The following is a 16,337-nucleotide window of genomic DNA, read 5'->3' as shown; positions in this document are numbered from 1 at the left end:
TTCCGCGCCGACCCGGACGTCACCGCGGCCCTCACCGCCGCCCGCCTGCCCGACCTCGCCCTCCCCACCGCCGCCGACGGCCTGACCGGCCTCCTGACCGACCGCGCCGCGTTCGAGGACTTCGACGTCGACGCGGCCGCCGCCCGCGGCATGGCCTTCGAGGCACTGGACCAGCTCGCCATGGAACACCTCCTCGGCGCCCGCTGAGCGTCCGGGGAAACGTCGAACGGCCCGTCAGCCGGGGCTGACGGGCCGTTCTCGCCTGGTGCACGACCACGCGGCGATCACTCCACCACGGTGGACCGATTCCCGGTGGGCGACAGGTGACCGCGCAGGAACGCCAGTGCGGCCGCGTCGTCGTCGGGGCCGCCGGCCTCGTGACCGTTGTAGCGCCAGACGTCAATGGACTTGGTGCCCGCGTAGGCGTGGTAGGCCGCGTAGACGGTGGAGGGCGGCGTGACCGGGTCCATCAGCGCGACCGAGAACCGGGCGGGGACCTGGGCACGGGCGGCGAAGTGGACGCCGTCCACGTAGGAGAGGGTGCGCAGCACCGCCGCCTCCCGGTCGCGGTGGGTGGCCAGGTAGTCGACGACCTCACGGTAGGGGTGGGCGTCGGTGATCGTCAGAGCACGGGGGATGTCACACAGGAAGGGAACATGGGCGACGACACCCACGAGATCGGACACGAGCGCGGCGACGGCCAGGGCCGTCGCCCCGCCCTGACTGCCCCCGACCACCGCCACACGCGTCGGGTCGACGAACCCGAGGGAACGGACCGCGTCGACGGCGCGGACCCCGTCCGTGAACAGACGCCGGTAGTAGTAGCCCGCGGGATCGCCGATGCCGCGCGTCATGACGCCGGGGACCTGGGGGCCGGTCGGCGCCGGATCCGGTGTGTCGCCGCGGCTCCAGCCGGAGCCCTGACCGCGGGTGTCCATGATCAGGTGCGCGTAGCCGGCCGCGGCCCAGTGCAGGTTCTCCAGGACGTGGCCGCGGCCGCCGCCGTAGCCGACGTACTGCACGACGGCGGGCAGGGCGGCCCGCCTTCCGCGCGGGAGCCGGAGCCAGCCGCGGACCGGGTCGCCCCCGAAGCCGGGGAAGGTGACGTCGTAGCAGTCGAGCGCGGACAGACCGGTCTCCACCTCGGCGAGCACCACCTTCCCCTCGTGTGCGCGCGCCTGCCCCAGGGTCTGCGCCCAGAAGGCGTCGAAGTCGGACGGGGCCCGCTGGGCGCTGCGGTAGGCGGCGAGCTCGGGTTCCGGCAGATCGGTGAACATGACGCTCCTGGAATCGGGACCGTGAGGGTGACCGGGGCCGGCCTAGTCGAGGACGAACTCGGCGTGCAGGCGCCGGGTGTGGTCCAGGGTCCGGGTCGGGCCGTCCAGCCGTACCCGGGCGGTGAGCCGGCAGTCGGCGCTGGAGGCGGCCAGGCGCAGCTCCACCTCACCCGGCTCCACGATCCGTTCCCCACTGCGCCCGGTGAAGGAGGCCAGGTCCGCGGGGACAACGACCCGCACCCGGGTCTCCTCCCCCGGAGCCAGCGTGATCCGCTGGAAGCCGATCAGGCGCTGGACGGGCTGCACCACCGAGGCGACCGGGTCGTGCAGGTAGAGCTGCACCGTCTCGGTCCCCGCGCGCTCCCCGGTGTTGCGCAGGGTGAAGGCGAGGCGGATCTCCCCGTCCGTGCCGGCCGTGTGCTGCTCCACCTGGAGCCCCGACCAGGAGAACTCGGTGTAGCCGAGCCCGTGGCCGAAGGCGAAGGCCGGGCTGGGGTCGGTGCTGGAGACCTCGCTCGGCCCGGCCAGCCGGGCCGCGAGGTAGGTGGTGGGCTGGACCGCCGGGCGGCTCGGGATGCTGACGGGCAGTCGCCCCGAGGGGTTGGTCCGGCCGCTCAGCACCGAGGCGATCGCCCGGGTGCCCGCCTCGCCGGGGAAGAAGGTCTGGACGACGGCTGCCGCCTCGGTTCCGGCTCGCCCAAGGGCGTAGGGACGGCCCGCGAGCAGCACCAGCACGACCGGCTTCCCGGTATCCAGCAGGGTGTCGAGCAACTGCTGCTGCACCCCGGGGAGTTCCAGCGACTCCGCATCGCAGCCCTCACCGCTGGTACCGCGACCGAACAGGCCCGCCCGGTCTCCCAGGGCCAGGACGACCACGTCGCTGTCCTTTGCGGCGGCCACGGCCGCGGCGAAGCCGCCGGTGTCGGTGCCGTCCACGGTCGCGCCCTGGACCGCCCGAATCCGGCTCTCCGGGAAAGCCCTGGCCAGCTCCTGCTTCAGCGTCGGCAGTTCGATGCCGAGCGGGATCTCCGGGTGCTGGCTGCCGACATGGACGGGAAAGGCGTAGCAGCCCAGGACCGAGGTGGGCGTGTCGGCGTTCGGCCCGATCAGGGCGATGCGGCCGGGCCGTGCCAGCGGCAGCGTGCCGTCGTTGCGCACCAGGACCACCGCCTGCTCGGCGATCCGCTCCGCGAGCCGGCGGTTCTCCTCCGTGTCCAGATCGACGCTGCCACGCAGCGCGGCCGGGTCGTCGAGCCTGCTCCCGGCCAGGGCCGGCGGAATCGGGTTCCAGCCCGGGTCCAGCAGGCCGAGCTGCGCCTTCTGCACCAGGACGCGGCGCAGCGCGCGGTCGACGAGCGCCTCGGGCACGGTCCCGGCCCCGACCGCCCGCAGCAGCGGCTCGCCGAAGGTCTTGACGGTGGGCAGTTCCACGTCGACGCCGCTGGCCAGGGCGAGGCCTGCCGCCTCCGCCCAGTCGGCGGCGACGCCGTGCAGCAACTTGAGGAAGGCGACGCCGAAGTAGTCGGCCACGACGGTGCCTTCGAAGCCCCAGGTGTCCCGCAGCAGTCCGGTCAGCAGGGCCTCGTCGGCGGCGGAGGGAATGCCGTCGGTGTCGGTGTAGGCGTGCATCACCGAGCGCGGCCGGCCCTCGCGGACGGCCATCTCGAACGGCGGCAGGATCACGTCGGCGCGCTCGCGCGCGCCCATGCCGACGGGGGCGAGGTTGCGTCCGGCACGGGAGGCCGAGTAGCCGGCGAAGTGCTTGAGGGTGGCGACGACGCCGGTGGACTCCAGTCCCTGCACATAGGCGGTGGCCACCGCGCCGACCAGGTAGGGGTCCTCGCCGATGGTCTCCTCGACGCGGCCCCAGCGGCCGTCGCGGACCACGTCGAGGACGGGGGCGAGCCCCTGGTGGACGCCGACCGCGCGCATGTCGCGGCCGATCGCCACGGCCATCCGCCGGATCAGGGCGGGGTCGAAGGTCGCTCCCCAGGACAGCGGGACCGGGTAGGCGGTCGCGCCCCACGCGGCGAAGCCCGCCAGGCACTCCTCGTGGGCGAGCGCCGGGATGCCGAAGCGGTTCGCTGCGGCGATCCGCTGCTGACTGCGGGCCAGCGACAGCGCCCCGAGGGCGGGGTCGACCGGGGCGGTGCCGAACGGGCGGGTCAACTGGCCGAGCCCGTTGGGCAGCAGCGTGTCGAGGTCGGGCGGCGCCTCCATGTCGTGCTGGTGCGGGGCGACGTCCCCGCCCTCGTCGGAGGCGCCCACCCAGACGCCGACCAGCTGGGCGAGCTTCTCGGGCAGGGTCATCACGCCGATCAGGGCGTCCGCGCGCTCCTCGGGGGAGAGCGCGGGGTCGTGCCAGGGGGCGGTGGTGTCAGATGACGGCACGGCCAGGTTCATGGTGCGGATCTCTTTCCTCCGACGCCGTGCATACGGCGTCAAGCCGACGAGGCAGGGCCATTCCAGGGGGCGCGGGAGCCGACGCCGGCCTCCGCGGAACCCGCTCTCCTGAATGTTTCGCCCCTGTTGCCGAAAGTGCTGCCTCTGCCGGGACGTTAGGTCCCAACCCTCGCGCGGTCAACCCCGGATCTACGGGGCAGCCGAAGCGTGACGCCGGCAGCTCGACCGGCGATCTGGTGGCGTTTGCACCGTATTGATGCAGTGTGCTCGGCATCCCGCGGTGCCGATTCCTCCTCGCACCGACCTATTGACGCGCCGGATCGGCCCGCCATACGGTCCCCACCATTCGCTGACTGTCGGCATCGGTATCGAAAGTTTCGACGTATTCGGCACGATGCCTCTCGTCCACGGAAGGGACATCCATGGGCACCACCCTCAGCACTTCCCGCCCCCGGCCCGGGCGGCCGCGGTCGCGCGTCCGGCTGGTCACCATCGGGCTGGCCGCCGCGATCCTCGCCGTGCCGTCCGCCGTCGCGGCCGCCGACGACGCCGGCGCGCCCCAGGCCCCCGGTGACTCACTGCGGGCCATCGCCGCCAGGGAAGGCCTGCGCATCGGCACCGCCGTCGACATGGCCAAGCTCGGCACGGACACCGCGTACACGTCCGTGGTCGCCGACCAGTTCTCGGTGGTGACACCGGAGAACGTCATGAAGTGGGACGCGGTCGAACCGACGCGCGGCACGTACGACTGGCAGGCCGCCGACCGGCTGGTGAGCTTCGCCGAGCAGCACGACCAGCTGGTCCGCGGTCACACCCTGATGTGGCACAACCAGCTGCCCGGCTGGCTGACCAGCGGGGTCGCCGACGGCTCCATCGGCACCGCCGAACTGCGCGACATCCTGCACCAGCACGTGACCGACGAGGTCGGCCATTTCCGCGGCCGCATCTGGCAGTGGGACGTCGCCAACGAGGTCTTCGCCAACTCCTGGGACAGCCATCCGCTCGCGGACGGGGTCAACGGGGACGACTTCTGGGTGCAGCACCTCGGCGAGGGGGTCATCGCCGACGTCTTCCGGTGGGCCCACCAGGCCGACCCCAAGGCGCTGCTGATGTACAACGACTACAACATCACCGGCGAGGACGGCACCAACGCGAAGTTCCAGGCCGTCTACGACTTCGTCAAGCGGCTGCGCGCCCAGGGCGTGCCCATCGACGGCATCGGCGAGCAGGGCCACCTCGACACCCAGTACGGCTTCGATCCCCAGACGTTCCAGGCCGACCTGCAGGCCTTCGGCGACCTCGGTCTCAAGGTGGCCGTCACCGAGGCCGACGTGCGGACGTTCGTGAGCGGGACCGGCGCCGACGAGGTCCCGACGGACCAGCTCGCCGCCTTCGCCCAGCCCTACGAGTTCTCCGCCATGCTCACGGGCTGCCGGCTCGTGCGGCAGTGCATCTCGTTCACCGCCTGGGGCGTCGACGACGGCGACTCCTGGATCCCTAACACCTTCAGCGGGGAGGGCTACGGGCTGCTCTACGACGCCCGGCTGCGGCCGAAGCAGGCCTACTTCGCCCTGCGGCAGGACCTGCTGCTCGGCCTGTCGGCGCACCGCACGGACGGCTAAGTTTCGAAAATGTTTCGGAAATTTGCCATTGACTCCCCTTTGGGGCCCCCGCATAATTCCAGCATCCGAAACTTCCCCGCAACGGAGGTGACTCCGTGCGGAAGCACCCGGCAGCCAGGCGCACTTGGCACGCGGGTGACCGAGCCCGATGCGGGCGCCCACAGCGCGCCGCCGGCCTCTCCCCTTGAGAACGTATTTCGAAATGTTGCGAAGATGATCTTCAACCAGGGACTTTCCATGATGACGAGAAACACCCGCACCGCGACGGCCGCGGCCCTCGGTATGGCCATCGCTCTGGCCGCGACCGCCTGTGCCGGTGGTGGCAGCGCCGGCAACAGCGGCTCTTCCGACGGCCAGGTCACCCTCACCGTGTGGGAGAACTCGACGACCGGGCCCGGCGTGCAGTACTTCCAGGACGCCGCGAAGGCCTACCACCAGCTGCACCCGAACGTCACCGTCAAGATCCAGTCGATCCAGAACGAGGACCTCGACGGCAAGCTGCAGACCGCCCTCAACTCGGGTTCCGCGCCGGACATCTTCCTGCAGCGCGGTGGCGGCAAGATGCAGGCCATGGTGGACGCCGGCCAGATCCAGGCACTGAACCTCACCGACACCGACAAGGCGAACATCGGCACGGCGGCCCTGGCCAGTGCCTCGGTCGACGGCCAGGTCTACGAGGTGCCCATCGACACGCAGCCCGAGGGCGTCTACTACAGCAAGGACCTCTTCCGACAAGCCGGCATCACCGCGACGCCGACGAGCATGGACGAGCTCCAGGCCGACATCGTGAAGCTCAAGGCCATCAACGTGGCGCCCATCGCGGTCGGGGCCAAGGACGCCTGGCCGGCCGCGCACTGGTACTACAACTTCGCCCTGCGCGAGTGCAGCCAGGACGCCATGACGACGGCCGCCAAGTCCCTCAAGTTCACCGACGCGTGCTGGACCAAGGCGGGTGACGACCTCGCGTCGTTCGTCAGGACCAACCCGTTCCAGCAGGGCTTCCTGACCACCTCCGCCCAGCAGGGCGCCGGCTCCTCGGCGGGTCTGCTGGCGAACCACAAGGCGGCCATGGAGCTCATGGGCAGCTGGGACCCGGGGGTCATCGCCAGCCTCACCCCGGACCAGAAGCCGCTCCCGGACCTCGGCTGGTTCCCCTTCCCCGCCGTGACCGGCGGCCAGGGCGACCCGTCCGCGATCATGGGCGGCACCGACGGCTACTCGATCTCCAAGACCGCCCCCAAGGAGGCCCTCGGCTTCCTGCAGTTCCTGGTGACCAAGGAGCAGCAGGAGGCGTACACCAAGGCCTTCGTCACCATCCCGGTGAACAAGGACGCCCAGTCGGTCGTCACCGAGTCCTACAGCATCTCGGCGCTGCAGTCCTTCAACAAGGCCGCCTACTCCATCCAGTTCCTCGACACCGAGTACGGCCAGAACGTCGGCAACGCGATGAACACCGCCGTCGTCAACCTCCTGGCCGGCCAGGGCAGCGCCGCCGACATCGTCAAGGCCACCAACGACGCCGCGGCGAAGGGCTGAGTAGGCACACCATGAGCGACACCCTGGGCACTGACGCGGCCCTCGGCCGGACGTCGCAGGACACGCTCGGAGACGGGGGCGCGGTCGAGCCCGCGCCCCCGGTTCCTCTGCGGACGGCTTCCCGCCGCCGCGGGCGTGCCAGGATGCGGCTGGAGATCGCGGTCCTGTCCGGGCCGGCCGTTCTCGTGTTCGTGGCCTTCGTGATCTTTCCGGTCGTGCTCGCCGCCTACTACGGCTTCTACCGCTGGCACGGCTACGGAGCGCCCACCGACTGGGTCGGCCTGAACAACTACAAGCTCATCCTCACCGACCCCGCCTTCCAGCAGGTCCTGTGGCACAACGGCGTGATCCTCGTGCTCTCCCTGGTGATCCAGGGCCCGGTGGCGATCGGCCTCGCCCTCCTGCTCAACCAGAAGATCCGCGGCCGCTCGCTGATCCGCGTGCTGATCTTCGTGCCGTACATCATCTCCGAGGTCATCGTCGGCACCGGCTGGAGCCTGCTGCTGCAGAGCGACGGCGCCGTCAACGACCTGCTGCGCAGCATCGGCCTCGGCTCGCTCCAGGCGAACTGGCTCTCCGACCCGAAGCTCGCCATCTGGACGCTGATGGTGATCATCTCGTGGAAGTACATCGGATTCGCCGTGATCCTGATGCTGGCCGGCCTCCAGTCGATCCCCGACGAGCTGTTCGAGGCCGCCGCGATCGACGGCGCCTCCTACTGGCAGATCCAGCGTCACATCACCTTGCCGCTGCTCGGGCCGACCGTCCGCATCTGGGGGTTCCTCTCGATCATCGGCTCCCTGCAGCTCTTCGACCTCGTCTACATCATCTGGGGCCAGTACGTCGCGGGCACCGCCGGCACCTCGACCATGGCGATCTACATGGTCGGCCAGGGCCGCAACGCGGGCAACTACGGCTACGGCAGCGCCGTGGCAGTGGTGATGTTCCTGATCTCGCTCGTGGTCGCCCTGCTCTACCAGCGCTTCGTCCTCCGCCGGGACCTCCAGGGCGCCGTCACCGAAGGAGCCGCCCGATGAGCGCGACCAGCCCGCTTTCCCTCCCACGTCGCCGGGACCGCGACCGCGGCGGCGCCCAGGAGCAGCCGCTGAAGTGGGGAAGCCCCTTCACCTACTTCGTCTCCCTGCTCTTCATCGGCGCCTGCCTGGCCCCGGTGCTCTACATCGTGATCGGCGGGTTCCGCACCAACGCGCAGATCACCACGAGCCCGGCGGGCCTGCCCAGCCCCTGGGTGCTCGGCAACTACACCGGCGTGCTGAGCTCGACCACGTTCTGGGGCGAGTTCGCGAACTCCGTCATCGTCGCGCTGGCCTGCACGGTGGGAATCGTGGTCCTCGGGCTGATGGTCAGCTTCGTGCTCGCCCGGTACGACTTCCGGCTCAAGGGCGCGATGTACTCCCTGTTCGCCGCGGGCCTGATGTTCCCGATGGTCATCGCGATCACCCCGCTGTACATCGTCGTCAAGGACCTCGGGCTCGTCGACAACCTGCTCGGCGTGATCATCCCGGAGATCGCCTTCGGCCTGCCGACGACCGTGATCATCCTGGTGCCGTTCCTCCAGGCCATTCCCAAGGAGATCGAGGAGGCCGCCTCGATCGACGGGACGAGCCGGCTCGGCTTCTTCTTCCGGATGGTCGTCCCGCTGTCGATGCCCGGCGTCGTCACGGTCGGCATCCTCGCCTTCATCGGGAGCTGGAACAACTACGTCCTGCCCCTGTACATCCTCAACTCCCAGGCGAACTTCACCCTGCCGCTCGGCGTCCAGATGTTCTCCTCGCAGTACTCCGCCGACACCGCCAAGGTGCTCGCCTTCACCTCGCTCGCCATGCTGCCCGCGCTCGTCTTCTTCTCGCTCTTCCAGAAGCGGATCGTCGGCGGCCTCACCGGCGCCGTCAAGGGCTGACCAGACAAGGACCATCGCCTTGCCCCGCGCTCACGTCACACTCGACCGGCAGTCCGTCGTCGCCCCCGTCCGGCGGCGCACCTTCGGGTCGTTCGTCGAACACCTCGGCCGCTGCGTCTACTCCGGGATCCACGAGCCGGGGCACCCGACCGCGAACGAGGACGGGTTCCGCATGGACGTCGTGGACCTCGTCCGGGAGCTCGGCAGCACGACGGTCCGCTACCCGGGCGGCAACTTCGTCTCCGGCTTCCGCTGGGAGGACTCCGTCGGCCCGCGCGAGCAGCGCCCGGTGCGGCGGGACCTGGCCTGGCACTCGCTGGAGTCGAACCAGGTCGGGCTCGACGAGTTCGCACGGTGGCTGCGGCTCACCGACTCCGAGCTGATGCTGGCGGTCAACATCGCGACGCGAGGCATCCTGTCGGCTCTGGACCTGCTGGAGTACGCCAACCACCCCTCGGGCACGGCGCTGTCGGACCAACGCGTCGCCAACGGCTCTCCCGAGCCGCACAACGTGCGCATGTGGTGCCTGGGCAACGAGATGGACGGACCCTGGCAGACCGGCTTCATGACCGCCGACGACTACGGCAAGCTCGCGGCCCGCACCGCTGCCGCCATGAAGGCGGCCGACAAGGACCTCGAACTCGTCGTCTGCGGCTCCTCGGGATCCGGCATGCCGACCTTCGGCGACTGGGAGCGCACGGTCCTGGAGCACAGCTACGAGCACGTCGACTACATCTCCTGCCACGCCTACTACCAGGAGCACGACGGCGATCTCCGCTCCTTCCTCGCCTCCGCGGTCGACATGGACTACTTCATCGACACCGTCGTCGCGACCGCCGATCACGTGGGGTACAAGAAGCGGTCGGAGAAGAAGATCAACATCTCCTTCGACGAGTGGAACGTCTGGTATCTGACGCGCCACCAGGAGTCCGGTGAGGGCCGCGGGGAGTGGACCCACGCCCCTCGCCTGCTGGAGGACACCTACACCGTCGCGGACGCCGTCGTGGTCGGCAACCTGCTGATGACGCTGCTCAAGCGCAGCGACCGGGTCACCTCCGCCTCACTCGCCCAGCTCGTCAACGTCATCGCACCGATCATGACCGAGCCCGGTGGGCCGGCGTGGCGGCAGACGACCTTCCACCCCTTCGCGATCACGAGCCGCCTTGCCACCGGCGAGGTGCTGCGGCCCGTCATCGACGCCCCGGTCCACCGCACGGCGCGGCACGGTGAGGCGTCCCTCGTCGACGCCGTGGCGACCGCCGACGAGGGACGGGCCGCGGTCTTCCTGGTCAACCGCGACCTGGCGGAACCCGCGCAGGTCACGGTTGACGTGCGCAGCCTCGGACTGTCCCGGGTCGTCGAGGCGCTCACCCTCGCCGACCCCGACGTGTACGCGAAGAACACCCTGGCCGAACCGAACCGGGTGGCCCCGGCCACGAACCCGACCGCGACGCTGGCCGACGGCGTCCTCACCGTCGAGCTGCCCCCGGTGTCATGGTCGGCGATCGCACTGCACTGAGCTCCCGTCCGACCTCACGTCCGACCTCACGCAGGCGCCACGCTGTCCGTGAACCGGTGACCCTGCGCCGCAAGCCCTGACCCGGACGGCCCGTCCGCCCGCCGCGTCTTTGGTACGCGGCGGGCGGACGGGCCGACGCGGTTCATCCGCAGGTGACACCGTTCAGGGTGAAGGCGCCCGGTGCCTGGTTGCCGCCCGAGTAGGAGGCGTTGAAGCCGACGGTGGTGCTCGCGCCGGGCGCGAGCGCGCCGTTGTAGGACAGGCTGGTCGCGGTGACCGTGCTGCCCGACTGGGTCCAGGCGGCGTTCCAGCCGTTGGTGAGCTGCTGGTTGCCCGGCCAGCCGAAGGAGAGCGTCCAGCCGTTGACCGGCGTGCTGCCGGTGTTCGTCAGGACCAGGGTGGCGGTGAAGCCACCGCCCCAGTCGTTGACCGAGTAGCCGACCTTGCAGCTCGCGCCGGTCGTCGCCGCCGTCGTGGTCACCGTGACCGTCCCGGAGCGGGCCGAGCGGTTACCCGCCGTGTCCCTGGCGTAGACGGCGAAGGTGTAGGCGGTGTTCGGCTGCAGGCCGCCGACCGTCGCGCTCGCGCCCGTCGGTGAGGCCACGACCGTCTCGTTGCCGCCGGACACCTGCACCACGTCGTATCCGGCCAGGCCGGTGGAGCTGGTGGACGGGCTCCAGGTCAGGTTCGCCGAGGTGCTGGTGACGGCCGAGGCGGTCGGCGTGCCTGGTGTGGTCGGCGGGGTCACCGCGCTGCCCGGCTGCAGGGTGAGGAGCACGGCGCTGTACGGTGCCACGGTCTGCGCACCCGCCGTGCCGGTGCTCGCGGTGGTCAGTGCCGCCGCGGCGCCCGCCATCGTGGTCACCGTCGGTGTGCCCGAGGCGGGAGTGAACCCGGTGTAGTTCAGGCTCACCTGATAACTGTTGGCCGGGTCGTCGTTCACCAGCAGCACACGCAGCGAGCCGTCGGCGGCCTTCACCGAGTAGGCCTGGAGCAGGGACTGGCTGGAGGCGGCGGAGACCAGGGTGTCGCCCGGGTGGACGAACCGGCTGAGCAGCGTCATGCCGTTGTAGGCCGGGAACGGTGTGTCGGCCGCCGGCTCGCACAGTTGTGTGCCGCCTGCCGTCGCGCAACTGCCGTCGGCGAGCATGCCATAGTCGCCGTAGCCGGCCGAGCCGTAGAGCGAGGAGCCGTTGTCGCCCGTGGTCACGATGCCGTTGTGGATCTGCCACCAGTCCACGCCGGCCACCCCGTTAGCGAGCCAGCCGAGGTAGTCCTGGGGCAGGAACAGCGCGTTGACCAGGCCGACGGTCTGCTTGCCGGGGTTGGACGAGACGGAGTTGGTCTCCGTCACCATGATCGGCACCGAGCTGCTGCCCGCGTACTGGCCGAGCTGCGAGCGCAGGGTGGAGACCATGGTGGGGATCTGCGCCGCGTCGGCGAGCAGGCCCGCGTCGGTCGGCCCGGGCGGGGTGACGCTGCTCGGGTTCTGCGGGTACCAGTGCACGTCCGCGAAGCCGATCTGTCCGGCCAGCGCCGTCATCACGGTCTGGTTCCACGACTGCGGGCTGCCCGCGGAGGTGGCGCCGTCCGGCCAGTTGCCGGGCGCGGTGAGGACCACGCCGATCTGGATGGTCGGGTCGACGGCCTTCATCGCGGCGATGTACGCCTTGACGTTCTGCGCGTACACCGCCGGACCGCAGTTGCCCGGGTTCGCGCCGGCCGCGCAGTGCTTGTCGGTCTCCCAGTCGGCGCCATAGGTGCCGTTGCCGTAGACCTCGTTGCCGATCTCCCAGTACTTGACGTGGTAGTTGTGCGTGACGTTGGCGTACCTGACCCAGTCGGCGGCCAGTTGCGCCCCGGTCTCGGCCGGGCTCTCGCTCGCGCCGATGGTGTCGCCGCTGCCGTAGTTGACCGTCACCATGCCCTGGGCACCGGACTGCTGGAGCATGGCGGCGTACTGGTCGAAGTCGACGGCCTGGGTACCGTTGGTGAGGTCGCTGTTGGTCTTCCAGTTGTAGCTGTCGGACGAACTGCCGCCCGGGAAGCGCACCAGACCGACGCCGGCCTGCTTCAGCAGGCCCGGGACGGCGGCGTCGGTCAGCTTGCTGTCGTACACCGAGGCGTTGGTGCCGATCGCGGTGGCGGGCACGGTGGCGAGGGACTGCGCGGCGTTCACGTTCACCGTGGCGGTGGTGGCCGCGCTGGTGGCGGAGGTGGCCGCGTCGGCGCTGGGCACGGAGCTCCAGAACGGTGCGGCCGCCAGCAGGGCCAGGGTCGCCAGCGATACGGGCAGGCGTAACGTGCGCGAGGGGAGTCGCATGGGCGTGGACCGGTTTCTCTCGACGGGTGGGTACCGCCGGAGCCTTGCTGGTGAGGGGGCTCGGGACCGCCGACGGTGCCCCGAGGTTCGGCCGCACCGTCGTCGCACGTCAACGGCGCGGCCCCCGGGCGGTGCGATGCAGCGGGGTCACCTGCGGTGATGAGGGGGCGGCCGGTGTAGCTTTCATCGTCCCCTGCGGCGCAGGAGGCATCCGCGTCGGAAGGGTCAGCGCCGCAGGGTGAGCACGCCCGGCCGCCACGCCAGTCGGCAGATCTGGACCTGTAACGGCCAGGCGAACCAGCAGTGGAACCTGGGCTGAGCCCCACGCCCGCTGACGAATGCTGAACAGGTGGCCGACGGCACACGCCGTCGGCCACCCGCGCATGTCAGGTCAGGCAGGTCAGTCGAGGGTCCATTTCTGGTTGCTCTGGCCGCTGCACGTCCACAGCTGGACCAGGGCGCCGTCGGCGGTGGAGGCACCGGTCACGTCCAGGCACAGCCCCGACTGGACGCCGGTCACCGAGCCGTCACTGTTGAGCTGCCACTGCTGGTTGGTCTGGCCGTTGCACGGCCACTCGTCCACCTTCGTGCCGTTGGCGGTGCCCTTGCCGTACGCGTCCAGGCACAGCGTCGTCCCGGAGTCCGTCACCGTCAGCTGACCGGACCCGGTGTGCGTCCACACCTGGTTCGCCCCACCCCAGCAGGAGTAGATCTGGAGCTGCGTCCCGGCCGTGGTCGACCCGTTCGGCACGTCCAGGCACTTGCCCGCACCCACCGCGTGCAACTCACCCGTCGCACTGCCGCCACCACCGGTGCCCGAGCTGCCGCCGAGGGCGGCGAGCGCCGCGGAGTAGGCCGGCTTGGGCTGGTCGTTGTCGTCGTACATGGTGGCGGCGCCGTAGCCGGGGAAGGTGCCGGGGATCCAGGAGTGGGCGTCGTCCACCCCCCACTGGCTCACGCCCACGCAGCGGGAGACAGCCAGGCAGTCGTGCACCACCGCGCCGAAGTCGGTGGCCTGCTGCTGGAGGGAGCCGCTGGTGGCGGGCAGCTGGATCCGGTCGTCCAGCTCGGTGACGGCCACATCCAGCCCCAGGGCCGCGAACCGCTGGAGGTTCGCCTGCATGTCGGAGGGGATCTGGCCGACGACGAAGTGGCTCTCGAAGCCGATCCCGTTCAGCGGCACCCCCTGCGCGAGCAGCGACTGCGCCAGGGAGTAGAGGGCGTTGCTCTTCGCGTTCTCGCCCTCGATGTTGTAGTCGTTGAGGTAGAGCTTGGCGGCCGGGTCGGCGGCGTGCGCGGTGCGCAGCGCGTCGGCGACGTAGCCGCTGCCCATGGCGTTGTAGAAGACGTCCTGGCGCAGCGAGCCGTCGTCGTTGAACGGCTCGTTGACCACGTCCCAGGAGTAGACCTGGCCCTTGTAGTGGGTGGCCTCGGTGGTGATGTGCGATTCCATGACGGACTGCACCTGGTTGAGCGGCAGACTGCTGACCCAGCCGGGCAGTTGGCTGTGCCACACCAGGTTGTGGCCGCGCACCCGCATGCCGTTGGCCTGGGCGTACTGCACGAGCTGGTCACCTGGACCGAAGTTGTACGAGCCGTTGGACGGCTCGGTGGTGTCCCACTTCATCTCGTTGCCCGGGGTCATCATGTCGAACTGCGCGCCGGCGATGCTGGTTTCGCCGCTGACGCCGAGATCGGCGTCGGTCAGGGCGGTGCCGAAGTACCGCCCGCCCGACTCCGCGGCCGCCTTCAGCGTGCTGCCGGACGCCGCCGCCGGGCTCGCCGCGGCCAGCGTGCCGAGCGCGACGGCGAGCGCCGAGGTGACCGTGACGGCCCACACGCGCTGCGATCCGCTGCGGATCCTGCCGATGAGCATGGTTGACCTCCTGTGACAAGGGTGGGGGGAGGGCATGCGCGCGGCGCCCGTCCGGCAACGGCACGCTCGGGGAGATGCTCCGCCGCCAAGTAACCCGGAGCGACCGCGCACCGTCAAGACACTGCTGAAAGTTTCGATGATGTTTCGGAATCTCAGAACCCCGACCCGGACTTGCTCAACATATTTATCAGTGCATGTACTTGACAGACCGTCTGATCTCGCTGCACCGTCTCCACCCAGAGCATCCCGCCCGTCCTGCGGTCCGGCAGCCCGGAACGGGCGAGATTGTTAGCGCTAACAACCACCCATTTGCGCTACTCAGGGAGTATTCCGCATGAGCAACTTCCGCCTCCGACGGCCTCTACGAACGCGTGCCCTCGGCCGCGCCGGCGCCGCCGCGGCCCTCGTGCTCGGTGCACTCGTGGCGACGGGTGCCTCCACCGGCGCGGCCCAGGCCGCCGCGCAGGGACCGTGCGACATCTACGCCGCCGGCGGCACCCCGTGCGTCGCCGCCCACAGCACCACCCGCGCCCTGTACGCGGCGTACGACGGCCCGCTGTACCAGGTACGACGCGCCTCGGACGGGGCGACGAAGGACATCGGACTGCTGAGTGCCGGCGGGTACGCCAACGCCGCCGCGCAGGACGCGTTCTGCTCCGGGACCAGCTGCGTCGTCACCGTCATTTACGACCAGTCCGGCAAGGGCAACAACCTGACCGACGCCCCGGCAGGCGGCGCGGCCGGCGGCCCGGACAACCTGGCGGACGCCACCGCCGCGCCGGTCACGGTCGGAGGCCACGAGGCCTACGGCGTCTACATCCCCTCGGGCACCGGCTACCGCGACGACACGACCAACGGCATCGCCACCGGCGACAAGCCCGAGGGCATGTACGCGATCTTCGACGGCAGCCACTTCAACGGCGGCTGCTGCTTCGACTACGGCAACGCCGAGACGACGAACCACGACGACGGCAACGGCACCATGGAGGCCATCTACTTCGGCAACATCAAGGTCTGGGGCTACGGCACCGGCAACGGCCCGTGGGTGATGGCCGATCAGGAGAACGGCCTGTTCTCCGGCGTCAACGCCGGCTACAACGCGAACGACCCCAGCATCAACGACCGCTTCGTGACCGCGATCGTCAAGGGCGAGCCGAACCAGTGGGCCATCCGCTCCGGCAACGCCCAGTCCGGCGGCCTCACCACCGACTACAGCGGCCCGCGACCCAACGTGTCCGGGTACAACCCGATGCACAAGGAGGGCGCGATCATCCTCGGCATCGGCGGCGACAACAGCAACGGCGCCACCGGCACCTTCTACGAGGGCGTCATGACCTCCGGCTACCCGAGCGACGCCACCGAGAACGCCGTCCAGGCCAACATCACCACCGCCGGCTACAGCACCAGCACCACCGGCAGTGCGACGGGTGAGTTGCACGCGGTGGGTGCGGGCAAGTGCCTGGACGTGCCGAACGGCTCGACCACGGCCGGGACGCAGCTCCAGATCTACTCCTGCTGGGGTGGGGCGAACCAGGTGTGGACGCACACCGGGTCCGGTCAGCTGACGGTGACGGACTCCGGGACGACGCTGTGCCTGGACGCGTACGGCAAGGGCACCGCCAACGGCACGAAGGTGGACGAGTGGCCGTGCAACGGCCAGACCAACCAGCAGTGGCAGCTCAACAGTGACGGCTCGGTGACCGGCGTCCAGTCGGGGCTGTGCCTGGACGTGACCGGTGCCTCCACCGCCGACGGCGCCCTGGTCCAGCTGTGGACGTGCAGCGGCCAGAGCAACCAGAAATGGACCCTCGACTGACCCCGTCCGGGGACGCCGGCGGCCCGCTGCTCACCGAGCGGGCC

Annotated in this window: 10 protein-coding genes and 1 pseudogene; 7 read left to right on the top strand and 4 right to left on the bottom strand. The window is 70.3% G+C overall.

Going from position 1 to position 16,337, the window contains the following annotated elements; translation table 11 throughout:
- Positions 1 to 207, top strand: a pseudogene (locus tag ABH931_RS05935) (xylose isomerase); the annotation flags it as partial.
- A gap of 77 nt (positions 208 to 284) precedes the next feature.
- Here the strand turns inward: ABH931_RS05935 and ABH931_RS05930 are convergent.
- Complete coding sequence (locus ABH931_RS05930) at positions 285 to 1,277, bottom strand: acetylxylan esterase (RefSeq protein ID WP_370110575.1); 993 nt, start codon at positions 1,275 to 1,277, stop codon at positions 285 to 287.
- A 42-nt stretch (positions 1,278 to 1,319) separates the two neighbouring features.
- A complete protein-coding gene (locus ABH931_RS05925; protein ID WP_370110573.1) occupies positions 1,320 to 3,680 on the bottom strand; it encodes a beta-glucosidase in 2,361 nt (786 codons plus the stop codon).
- 422 nt (positions 3,681 to 4,102) lie between these two features.
- Here ABH931_RS05925 and ABH931_RS05920 point away from each other — a divergent pair, with 422 nt between their 5' ends.
- From ABH931_RS05920 to ABH931_RS05900, 5 genes are all read left to right on the top strand, one after another.
- Positions 4,103 to 5,302, top strand: a complete 1,200-nt coding sequence (locus ABH931_RS05920; RefSeq protein ID WP_370110571.1) for an endo-1,4-beta-xylanase — start codon at positions 4,103 to 4,105, stop codon at positions 5,300 to 5,302.
- A 237-nt stretch (positions 5,303 to 5,539) separates the two neighbouring features.
- Entirely contained in the window at positions 5,540 to 6,838 is a 1,299-nt protein-coding gene (locus ABH931_RS05915; protein ID WP_370110570.1) for an ABC transporter substrate-binding protein, read from the top strand.
- Between the two features lie 11 nt (positions 6,839 to 6,849).
- Complete coding sequence (locus ABH931_RS05910; protein WP_370110569.1) at positions 6,850 to 7,875, top strand: carbohydrate ABC transporter permease; 1,026 nt, start codon at positions 6,850 to 6,852, stop codon at positions 7,873 to 7,875.
- Positions 7,872 to 8,759 (top strand): carbohydrate ABC transporter permease, encoded by an 888-nt coding sequence (locus tag ABH931_RS05905; RefSeq protein WP_370110568.1) that lies wholly within the window; start codon positions 7,872 to 7,874, stop codon positions 8,757 to 8,759. Before ABH931_RS05910 ends, ABH931_RS05905 begins: the two co-directional genes overlap by 4 nt.
- A 19-nt stretch (positions 8,760 to 8,778) precedes the next feature.
- Positions 8,779 to 10,278 (top strand): alpha-N-arabinofuranosidase, encoded by a 1,500-nt coding sequence (locus ABH931_RS05900; protein ID WP_370110567.1) that lies wholly within the window; start codon positions 8,779 to 8,781, stop codon positions 10,276 to 10,278.
- A 142-nt stretch (positions 10,279 to 10,420) separates the two neighbouring features.
- Here ABH931_RS05900 and ABH931_RS05895 read toward each other — a convergent pair whose 3' ends face one another.
- Together ABH931_RS05895 and ABH931_RS05890 are read right to left on the bottom strand one after the other, a co-directional pair.
- On the bottom strand, positions 10,421 to 12,601 hold the full coding sequence (locus tag ABH931_RS05895; protein ID WP_370110565.1) for a cellulose binding domain-containing protein: 2,181 nt from the start codon (positions 12,599 to 12,601) through the stop codon (positions 10,421 to 10,423).
- 400 nt (positions 12,602 to 13,001) lie between these two features.
- The gene (locus tag ABH931_RS05890) at positions 13,002 to 14,477 is read right to left on the bottom strand and encodes an endo-1,4-beta-xylanase (protein ID WP_370110563.1); all 1,476 of its coding nucleotides are present in this window, start codon (positions 14,475 to 14,477) and stop codon (positions 13,002 to 13,004) included.
- A gap of 334 nt (positions 14,478 to 14,811) precedes the next feature.
- Between ABH931_RS05890 and ABH931_RS05885 the strand changes: the two genes are divergently transcribed.
- Complete coding sequence (locus ABH931_RS05885) at positions 14,812 to 16,293, top strand: arabinofuranosidase catalytic domain-containing protein (protein ID WP_370110561.1); 1,482 nt, start codon at positions 14,812 to 14,814, stop codon at positions 16,291 to 16,293.
- The last annotated feature ends 44 nt before the right edge of the window (positions 16,294 to 16,337 follow it).

The organism is Streptacidiphilus sp. MAP12-33 (assembly GCF_041261265.1).
Lineage (GTDB): Bacteria > Actinomycetota > Actinomycetes > Streptomycetales > Streptomycetaceae > Streptacidiphilus.
This window is presented reverse-complemented; position numbering and strand designations above follow the sequence as displayed.